This is a genomic window from Leptospira interrogans, assembly GCF_900156205.1.
Taxonomy (GTDB): Bacteria; Spirochaetota; Leptospiria; order Leptospirales; family Leptospiraceae; genus Leptospira; species Leptospira interrogans.
The window spans coordinates 215,623-225,689 of record NZ_FTNA01000004.1; the positions used below are offsets into that span (position 1 = coordinate 215,623).

At 37.9% G+C, this 10,067-nt stretch carries 10 protein-coding genes; 3 read left to right on the plus strand and 7 right to left on the minus strand.

From position 1 onward, the window contains the following. Window positions 1-4: 4 nt before the first annotated feature. From BW942_RS05300 to BW942_RS05325, 6 genes are all read right to left on the minus strand, one after another. The gene (locus tag BW942_RS05300; RefSeq protein ID WP_000534538.1) at window positions 5-742 is read right to left on the minus strand and encodes a tripartite tricarboxylate transporter TctB family protein; all 738 of its coding nucleotides are present in this window, start codon (window positions 740-742) and stop codon (window positions 5-7) included. A gap of 224 nt (window positions 743-966) precedes the next feature. Then, complete coding sequence (locus tag BW942_RS05305) at window positions 967-2,028, minus strand: mannose-1-phosphate guanylyltransferase (RefSeq protein WP_001070780.1); 1,062 nt, start codon at window positions 2,026-2,028, stop codon at window positions 967-969. After that, window positions 2,025-2,900, minus strand: coding sequence for an SPFH domain-containing protein (locus tag BW942_RS05310; protein ID WP_001213235.1), 876 nt, complete (start codon window positions 2,898-2,900; stop codon window positions 2,025-2,027). The genes BW942_RS05305 and BW942_RS05310 overlap by 4 nt, the downstream gene beginning before the upstream one ends. Then, complete coding sequence (hfq, locus tag BW942_RS05315; RefSeq protein ID WP_001274793.1) at window positions 2,900-3,157, minus strand: RNA chaperone Hfq; 258 nt, start codon at window positions 3,155-3,157, stop codon at window positions 2,900-2,902. Before hfq ends, BW942_RS05310 begins: the two co-directional genes overlap by 1 nt. Before the next feature lie 16 nt (window positions 3,158-3,173). Continuing rightward, window positions 3,174-4,067, minus strand: a complete 894-nt coding sequence (gene miaA, locus BW942_RS05320; protein ID WP_000143821.1) for a tRNA (adenosine(37)-N6)-dimethylallyltransferase MiaA — start codon at window positions 4,065-4,067, stop codon at window positions 3,174-3,176. Window positions 4,068-4,076: 9 nt separating this feature from the next. Then, complete coding sequence (locus BW942_RS05325; RefSeq protein WP_000002712.1) at window positions 4,077-4,553, minus strand: TIGR02300 family protein; 477 nt, start codon at window positions 4,551-4,553, stop codon at window positions 4,077-4,079. 365 nt (window positions 4,554-4,918) lie between these two features. Here BW942_RS05325 and BW942_RS05330 point away from each other — a divergent pair, with 365 nt between their 5' ends. Then, a complete protein-coding gene (locus BW942_RS05330; RefSeq protein ID WP_000865278.1) occupies window positions 4,919-5,671 on the plus strand; it encodes a pyridoxine 5'-phosphate synthase in 753 nt (250 codons plus the stop codon). Here the strand turns inward: BW942_RS05330 and BW942_RS05335 are convergent. Next, window positions 5,643-6,662 (minus strand): tetratricopeptide repeat protein, encoded by a 1,020-nt coding sequence (locus tag BW942_RS05335; RefSeq protein WP_001129541.1) that lies wholly within the window; start codon window positions 6,660-6,662, stop codon window positions 5,643-5,645. The two genes, BW942_RS05330 and BW942_RS05335, sit on opposite strands and share 29 nt — an antisense overlap. Here BW942_RS05335 and BW942_RS05340 point away from each other — a divergent pair. Further along, window positions 6,604-8,427, plus strand: a complete 1,824-nt coding sequence (locus tag BW942_RS05340; RefSeq protein WP_017861836.1) for a S41 family peptidase — start codon at window positions 6,604-6,606, stop codon at window positions 8,425-8,427. The two genes, BW942_RS05335 and BW942_RS05340, sit on opposite strands and share 59 nt — an antisense overlap. A gap of 1 nt (window position 8,428) precedes the next feature. Then, window positions 8,429-10,027: an L-aspartate oxidase gene (gene nadB / locus BW942_RS05345; RefSeq protein WP_001137375.1), complete on the plus strand. Its 1,599-nt coding sequence runs from the start codon at window positions 8,429-8,431 to the stop codon at window positions 10,025-10,027. Window positions 10,028-10,067 lie beyond the last annotated feature (40 nt).

The window sequence follows — 10,067 nt, forward strand, 5'->3', positions numbered from 1 at the left end:
TACCTCAATACCGGGTATATCCGACGTAGTAAAAGTAAGATCCAAGACTCATAAATAGAATTACTTTTACAAAGAGCGGATTTCTTTTTCTCAGTATCCAGTCTAAACCGCCAAAAAGCAAACCGAAAACGGCAAGAGAAAATCCAAGCATATAGAAATCTGTATATGCGTAATAAATTCCGAGCGCAGAACAAGCACCCAGAATTAAATCTTGAAGTTCGCTCCAAAATCTTTTCTTAACACGAACGATCCAAGGTTCTTTGTATTTTCGGTTTCTAGAAAAAATTCTCTGCCATAAAGTTTTTTCCCGATTGATTCCAAAAATATGATCGTATCGAGTTGAGGTTTCCCAAGGTCTGTGAGTTTGTTCTTCTACATGACCTAAAGGTTGTTTAGAGATTCCATATAAACCACCTAGGGTGTTTAGGAGATCCGGATCCGGTAAGCAAGAAAACACTTCTTGAAACGGCGCGAGTTTAGAATAGATAGGAACCATTCTTCCGCTGGAAAGATCTTTTTCCTGAATTATCTCTCCGTCTTTAATGGTAGCAATATAGATCTTTCCGTTTTCACTTGCAATTTCGAGAGTTAAACGGACTTTTTTATCGTGAAAGTTGAGGTCTGCTTGGAGTATATCTCCGGATGAAGTTGTGGCAGAATACGATTTCGTATAACCTTTCGCAGGTGGAGTTTCTTTTTTCCACCATTTGCGAAAAATTGAATAATCCTGAAATGAGCCCATACCAATTTATCGGTAGAAATAAAAATGGGCTTAACTATCTTAAAATATTCTCTAGCTTGATTCCGGGATTTTGGTCCCGGAGAAAAATCTACGGATTACTTTTTCTTTTTATGTCTGTTCGCTCTTCTCTTTTTCTTTCTTTTATGAGTAGCGATCTTTCTGCGCTTTCTTTTTTTACCTGAAGGCATTAAAGAACTCCTTAGATTTTCCTTCCTGTCAAAAAACTATTCCGTGTACTTTTGTAAAGTTTTATTTTTACGAAGTTCTGAGACTAGGTTTTTAATATCACCTATTCCTGATTTTGTACTGATAAATAAAACGTCTTCCTCTTCTACAACAATCAAATCGTTTACACCTAAAACGGCTGTGAACTCTTTACGAGTCTGAGTGATATTTCCGGAAGACTTGTGGAACAAAATCGTTTTTCCCATATGTCTGTTTCCCAACTCGTCTCCGGGCATCACCCTTTCTAATGAAGTCCAAGATCCTACGTCATCCCAGCCAAAACTAGCCTCAACCATTTTGATACGAGAACTTTTTTCCATAATCGTTATGTCCACAGGTTCAGAAGGGATTATTTTAAAAGCCGCAGCAAGTTCTCCCGCTTTTTTAAAAGGAAATCGCTCTTTAAGAGGATCTAAAATTTTAGGAGAATATGTTTTAAATTCCTCTAATATTATAGAAGTTCTCCATAAAAAAATCCCCGGATTCCAATAGAAGTTTTTCTTTTTAATATATTTGAGTGCAGTTTTTACATCTGGTTTTTCATAAAAAGATTTTACCGCAAAACAGGCGTCAGTTGATTTTCCTGCTTCTATATAACCATATCCTATTTCAGGACGATTGGGTTTGATTCCTAGTAAAACCAGATGCTCCTTTGTATATTCTAAAGCCTTAGAAATCGTCTTTGTAAATTCTTTTACTGGATGAATCCAAGCGTCCGCAGACAACACTACCTGTAGTGGGTCGCCATATCTTTCCTGAAAATATAAAGAAGCAAGTGCGATGATAGGAGCCGTATTTTTTCCTTCGGGCTCTATGATAAAATTTTTTTCGGGGAAATTTTTTTCCTGAATTAAAATTGATTTTTTCAGGCTCGCGTTAGTTCCGATATAAATACGATCTATCGTAGTAATTGTAAGAGCTCGTTCTAAAGTTTCTCGTAAAAGTGTTTTATTAGAATATACTTTCTGAAGTTGTTTCGGTGTGGAAATTCTAGAACGAGGCCAAAAACGCTCTCCCTTTCCACCCGCCATAATCAAAACTACCGGTTTGTCTTGGTTCATTCTACCTCTTTGGGTCTTTTAGAATTCTTTTTCTTTTTAGAGGACGGAACTTCTCCTAAGATCATCTCCGAAGGAAGTAAAATCACTTCTACGTTGTCGGATAAACTTTCATAAAGAAGAAACTCTTTCATATCCGGATTTTTAGTTATAAAATCTTTAGTCTTTTCCAAACGTCTAAGAAGCGAAGAAATTTTTGCGTCTTCCTCAATCTTATGAGCTTCCGCTTTTCCTAGGGCGGTCGCAAGATCTAATTTTTTTTGAAGAATCAGATTTTGATTTCTATAAACACCAGTAATCAGAGCGGGTTCCGGAACCTGTAAATCTAAAATTCTTAGATTCAAATTTTGAAATGTTTTTTCCTCAGAAAGTAGTTCCGAAGAAAAACTTGTCCTCAGATAATTATCTAAATTGGTTTTAAGAGCATTTGGATTAGCCAAAAACTCTTCTACTTTTTTGCGAATTACAGAATATACTACTTTTCTAATATATGCATCTATCTTTTCTTGTCCAATTCCAGCAGCTTCCAAAAACTCAAAAGCCTTGTTTGGATATAAAGAATATCTAACTTCTAGGGAAATTTTGATTTTTCCTTCTGGGGAATTTTCGGGAAACATTCCAGAAGAAAGATCTATGTTTAAAACTACATTGGAAATTTTAGAAAAGATGGGAAAACGAACCACTGTGTATTTCCAGGGAAAAATCGTTTTCCATTCGAACACGTAACCAGGTCCAGAAGTATAATCTAATAATTCTTCGGAACCATCCAGTACAAGAAGCGACTCTCTTTCTTTGAGAGTATGAATACAAAAATAAAAAAAAGCCGCGAGGGTCCCAAAAACGAGAACCCAAAATAACTTAATCCAAAATCGCATTATCCTTGAGCTGCGTCTTTATTGTCTTTTGCTTCCTCGGTATATAGCTTGATAATCTTGGCGGGAATGATCGTAGAAATAGCGTGTTTATAAACGAGGCTCTGTTTATTTTCTTGTTCGAGCACAATCGTAAAATTATCGAAGCTCACCACTTTGCCTTTCAAGGGAACCCCGTTCAGTAGATAAATCGTAAGATCCAATTTATCCTTCCGGGCAGTGTTTAAGAGTTGGTCCTGTATATTGTTTTTAGCAGACATCTTTTTTTATTTCCGTTTATTTTATATGTTTGATCCGTTCCAGCGCCTCGGACCGATCCATAGCTTGGATGTAGTTTTCTTTTCGAAACCAAGTGATCTGTCTTTTGGCATAATTCCTGTGAGATTGACTTAAATCCACAAGGAATGTCTCTACATTGGAGTTTCCTTTTTTATTTTCAAGTGCAAAATTATAGCCTAAAGATTTGAGGCCAGGACAAGATTCTCCGTATCTTTCTCTAATCTCCCAAGCCTCATCTGCCATTCCCAAATCGATCATCCGTTTAGCTCTTAGGTTAATTCTTTCATAAAGTTCTTTCCGATCTAGATCCAAAAAAATGCCCAGACGAATTTCCAAATTGTATTTATAAATCGCAGAAGTATTTGGATCAATTTTCAAACGGGACCATTTCTCTCCCATCAAATTGACTTCTAAAGCCCTACCCAATCTATAATCGTCTCCTGAAAATATTTTATCCAAAGCCTCCGGATCTAAGTCATTCAAAAGAACCTTTTTTTCTTCTATACTCATAGAAAGAACCCGTTCTCGAACGGAAACACTGATCTCCGGCACTGGAAACATTCCAAACAAAAACGCCTTTAGATAAAAACCAGTGCCCGCAGTAAAAACTGGAATTTTATCGGTATTTAATACTTTTTGCAAAGCTTCTTCCGCCATTCGATTGTAAAGCCCGGCGTCTATACTTTCCTTAGGAGATAAAACTTCTACGAGGTGATGACGAATTTTTGACTGCTGCTCTTTTGTGGGGGCAGCGGTTCCAATCGGCATTTCCCTATAAATTTGTCTGGAATCAAAAGAAAGAATTTCGAACCGTGTAGGATCCAGTTCGGTAATGAGAGAAGTTTTACCCGCTCCGGTCGGAGCGGCAAGGATCAAAATCGGAAAAGTCAAAGAAGAAGATTACTCTTCCTGTTCTTCCGCATCGTCATCTTCTTCCTCCAAGGCTTCTTCCAGTGGTTCTTCGGTGAACTCCATTTCATCGTCTTCAATTAAAACATCATCTTCTATGACTTCTTCTTCGACAACTTTAGGACGAACAGTACGAGTACGTGCAACTGGACGTTTATTTTGATCCGCTCCACATTTAGGACAGATCTTTTCTTCTTTGTTGAGATCGTAAAATTTGGTAGAACAAGTATGACAGGTCCATTTTTTTCCGAGAGGATTGAGGGAAGTAGCAACCTTAGATCCGGAGACTTTTTTCGTACTTGCAGGTTTAGATTTTGTAGAAGGACTCGATAGAGCCTTTTTGATGATCTCAACTTTCTTTTTTGCCAATGCGTTCCCTTTTTTGGGCGCAACTTTTTTTGCCGTTGCCTTTTTTTTAGCCGCGGCCGTGGCAGTTTTTTTGGGCTTAGTCTTTTTGTTATTTGCCATCGGAATTGACCATGTTATGTGAGAGGTAGCGACATTCAAGCAGAAATCAATTATAGCCTCTTACTTGAAGGACGGGCAAAAACCTTAACCGATTTTTGAAAAAAACGCAAGGAAAAGAATCCGTTGATTTTCCTTTTTTTGATTTTTAAAAATAGAACTTTTCTTAAGAGATAGCTTTTAAAGCTAAACTGACGTATTTATACTCGTTTCTTTTTTTGAGGTTTTAAAATACGATCTAAAAATACAGTTAACTCTACTCGAGAACTATAAAATCGAGTTTTTAGTATTCGTCTCAAAATTTATGTTACTCTATTCTGTAAAAACGAATTTCCATTTCTAAATTGTATTAAAAGGAGAATCCAATTTTGAAAGTCAAACTCAGCGTAAATATCAATAAAATCGCAACTCTACGTAATTCAAGAGGGGGAAATATTCCAGATCTTTTATATTTTGCAAATTTGGTTTTGAAAGCCGGGGCGCACGGGATTACGGTTCATCCCAGAGAAGACGAAAGACATATTCGAAAAGAAGACGTTTTTATTTTAAAGGAATTTATTGATTCTTACAATCGAAAGAATAATACAAATATCGAATATAATTTAGAAGGAGAACCCTCTCCCCGCTTTTTAGATTTGGTTCTAAAAACAAAACCAGACCAGGCGACTCTCGTTCCAGTAACCCCAGGAGAAATTACTTCGGATCACGGATTCGATTTTGAAAAAGACATGGAAATCCTTTCCGAATATTCTAAAATTCTAAAGAAAGATAAGATACGAGTTTCCCTTTTTGTAGAAACCGGTCTGAAAAACCTAAAACTCGCCTCTTTGTCCGGCGCGGATCGAGTAGAATTTTATACGGGTCCTTTTGCAGAAGCATTCGATCATTCTCCTCAAATTGGAAAAAAACGTTTTGAAACCGAGTATGTTCCGGCCGCTACTGAAATTCTAAATCAAAAAATGGGAATCAACGCCGGTCACGATCTGGATCATAATAATCTGAAAATTTTTTCCCAACTTCCAGGTCTCCAAGAAGTGTCCATCGGACATAGATTGATTTCTAGAGCCTTGGAAACCGGAATCGATCAAAGTGTTAAGGATTATCTTCAAGCTCTTTCGTAAGATGTCTAAATCCTTCAAAACTAGGATCTCCTTGAATCAAATAAAAGGCTGCTTTTTTGAGATTTAGAGCCAAATTTTTAGATTGTTGACTCTTTTGAGAAACCTTTTCTAGACTTTCTTTGAACTTTTTCAAGTGTTCTACGGCTTGTATTTTATTTTTGGATCGTACGGATTGCCTAAATTCCTTCCAAGTTTTTGTGACTTCCTGATTTGGAATCTGCATCTTTTCTAAGGTTTGTCTACGTACAGTACCACTTACATCCCAAACCTCTTTATACGGATGTGAATTTTCTAGAAATTTATAATATTCTTTTATATAATTTACTTCATTCGGCTTTAAGTGAACCAGAGATTCCGATTCTCCCACACATTCCGCAAAAATTCCTTTTTGTAAGGATTCCTTTCCGATTTCTTTCAAAGCGGCCAGTACAATCAAATCCGAAAGCGTTTCGTTCTTTTTTCCTTCTTTACAGTTTTTAATCGCTCTGAAATATCTCTTCTCTACTTCGTCTACGGAAAGCGCTTCTCCCTGCTCTAACTCCAAATGATACGCGATCTGAAATACCTGATCTCTGTAAAGACTATCAGACGGATCTGCCTTTCTGGCTCGAAGCGCATATTCCAATGCTTCGGAATAATTTTTTGAAGAGGCTAAAAGTATAGAAAGATTATAGCAAGACAAAGCTCGATCCGGATGTAAGGATCTACAACTGGACTTAAGTAGCTTAACGGAAGATTCCCTTTCTTCCGGGGTTCCGTAAAATTCCAGAATCGCCTGTTCTTGGACCATCTCTAAGGCAAACCTTCCTGAACCGGGCATGGAAATAGTAGAACAGTAAAATCCAAAAATCAATAAGACAAAACTTACATTCCAAAGAGATTGACACTTTGAGATTTCAATAGAGAATGAACTGAAAATTTTCTGAAAGGACATGAGTTTGAAAAAAGGATCTACCGCATTTTCGTTGTTACTTTCCACTCTTTTGGCCATTTTTATCCTATTCTGCGAGCCTACATCTGGTAAGTCTCCGGTCAAGGCAGACTTTACGCTCAAAGATTTTGATAACGTCGTAAGTCATGTTTCTCGTTACTATATCGACAAAAATATCGATAAAAACCGAGCTTACCGAGAAGCGGCAATCTATGCTCTTTTATCCCTTCCTCATTCTATTTATCTCTATCCGGAAAGTTATTTCAAGGAAAGAGATAAATATGAAGAAAAAGACGAAATTTTTCCAGGTAAAACATTCAAAATTTCCACAGACGATTCCTTTATCCTTTTTGATCCGGATTATGCGGAAGTAGAAAAGATACGAGATCGTAAACTCAAAGAAGACGCAAATAAATCCAAGGTAAGCGACGAAGAAGTTAAAAAGATCGTAGAAAGAGAAAAGATCCGTAAGAACGTCCTCGCTTCTAAATGGGAACGAACCGGTTTTAATAAAAAAGATTTTGATAGAGTACTCGCATTTATAGAAACCAATTTAGATAAGTATAAGGACTCTCCTTTAAAAGATCCTTTTGGAGAATCTGAAGAAAAATCCAAAGAACCATTTACAATGAACGACGTGATCCTTGCAGCAGCGAACGGTTATTTATCTTCTTTAGATCCACATAGTAACGTTTTCTTAAGATCCGCTTGGGAAGAATCTATGGCCAAAATTCAAGACGGAAGTTTTGAAGGAATCGGTGCCATTCTTTCCGGTGGAGGTAACAAAGAAGTTGTAGTGGAAAACCCATTGGAAGGAAGACCTGCGGTCAACGCCGGAATCCGTTCCGGAGACGTGATCCTTGCAGTTGATGGAAAATCAATCAAAGGAATTCTTTTAGACAAGGTAGTAGAAAAGATCAAAGGTAAAAAAGGTTCTAAAGTAGCACTTACCATCCAGAGAAAAGGAGTTCCAGGAACCTTACACATTGAAGTAGTTAGAGATACAATTGAAATCAAAAACCTAAGTAGTAAACTCATCGAGGGTCATGAACATATTGGTTATATCAAACTCACCGGTTTTGTGAAGTCGAAAGAAGGCCCTTCCGTAGACAGAGAAATCATAGAAAAATACAAAGAACTAGATAAAGAAGCCCAAGCGAAAGGCACCAGACTCAAAGCGTTGATCTTAGATCTAAGAAATAACGCTGGTGGTTACTTAGACCTTGCAATCGACATTGCAGATATGTTTATCGAAAAGGGTCTGATCGTTTCCACCAAAAGTCCGAATCGTAGCCCCGAAGACGCTTACGCAAAAAACAAGGACATCACCAATTTACCGTTAGCCGTTCTGATCAACGCTAAATCCGCTTCCGCTTCTGAAATCGTAGCCAGCGCGATCAAACACCATGGAAGAGGAATTTTATTAGGAGAAAGAACTTTCGGAAAGGCTACTGTGCAAAAGTTAATGCCTTTAGGAAATGACTATTTGATCAAACTTACACAAGCTCGTTACTATTCTCCTTCTGGAAACACGATTCAAGTTGTGGGAGTAAAACCAGACATTGACATTTCTTCCGAAGAAGACGGTTCGTTTCCATTTCGATTTAGAGAAGAAAACATGTGGAATCATCTTTCCGAACTTCCTCCAGAGGCTGAAGAAAAAAGTTCTTTCGACGTGAAGAAATTAGAAGCCTGGGTTCAAAAGAACGGTAAGGCGTCCGATTTCATTGCGTCTCATAAAAACGATCCTATCAAGCCGGACTACCAATTGATCCGTTCCTTGGATTATATAGAAGCCTTACTCTCTACACAAAAAAAGAAATAAAATGCCCCGTATCAAAACGGACTTTTTAGTCCTAGGGAGCGGAATTACAGGTCTTTTTGCGGCCTTAAAACTCGCTCCCTACGGCTCCGTAATCATAATCACAAAAAAATCGGACTATGAATCCAACACAAACTATGCACAAGGTGGGATCGCTTCCGTATTTGCAGAAGGAGATAAGCTAGAAGATCACGTAAGAGATACTCTAGAAGCAGGAGCCTGGCTTTGTGATCCTGCGGCGGTTCAAGTTTTAGTAGAAGAAGGGCCTCCTCTAGTAAAAGAACTTTTAAATTATGGAGTTCCGTTCAATTTAGAACCTTCCGGTAAATTTGATCTTTCCAGAGAAGGGGGGCACGGTAAAAACCGAATTGTACACGCACACGACAGAACCGGAAGAGAAATCGAAAAAACTCTTTTAAATGTAGTAAAACAAAATATAAACATTCAGATATTAGAATATCATACTTTAGTAGATTTAATTACTCCACATCATTTAAAACAAAAAGGTTTAATCTGTTACGGGGCCTACGTCCTTTCCAACCATACGGGAGAAGTATTTCCTATTTTAGCAAGAGAAACAATTCTTGCCACCGGCGGAGCAGGCCAGGTTTATTCTCATACCACTAATCCTAAAATCGCTACCGGAGACGGTGTAGCTTCTGCATACAGAGCGGGTGCCCTGATTAAAAACATGGAATTCTATCAATTTCATCCTACTGCACTTTATCACAAAGACGGAAATTCTTTTTTGATCTCAGAAGCGGTACGTGGTAAAGGAGCAATTTTACTCAATCGAGACGGCGAAACGTTTATGAAACGTTATCATCCTATGGGCGATCTGGCTCCTAGGGACGTGGTAGCAAGAGCCATAGATTCAGAGATGAAAAAAAGAGGAGAAGCTCATGTTTGGTTGGACGTTACACACCTTCCTTCTTCTCAAATTAGAGAATCCTTTCCTTCCATTTATGAAAAATGTAAGGAACTGGGTATTGATATCACCACGGATCGGATTCCGGTCGTTCCGGTTGCACATTTTTTATGTGGAGGTGTAGCTTCGGATTTAGAAGGTAGAACTACGATTTCTAATCTTTCAGCAGCTGGAGAAACCGCTTGTACTGGTGTTCACGGTGGCAACCGTCTTGCTTCTAACAGTCTTTTAGAATGTCTCGTATTCTCTAATCGGATCGCTGGAAGAATTTCAAAAGAAAGTCCGAAATTTACCAAAGCACACGATGAAATTCCTTCTTGGAACAAAGAGGGTATGGTCAACACAGAAGAGTGGGTTTTGATTTCTCACGATCTAAACGAAATTAAAAATACGATGAGCAATTACGTTGGAATCGTCCGCTCTAATCTCAGATTAGAAAGGGCAAAACGTAGAATGGATCTGATCTACGACGAAGTAAAGGACTACTACAATCGAACCGTGATCACAAATCCACTCATCGAATTGCGTAACTTGGTAATTGTAGGAGAACTGATCATTCGTTCTGCACTTGCCAGAAAAGAAAGTAGAGGTCTTCATTTTTCCACAGATTATCCTGAAAATAGAAATCCTTCTAGAATAGATACGGAAATCAGAAACGAAAAAGTTCTTCTTTGATTTAGAAATTGTGGGAACTATTACAAAATCTGAATCTACT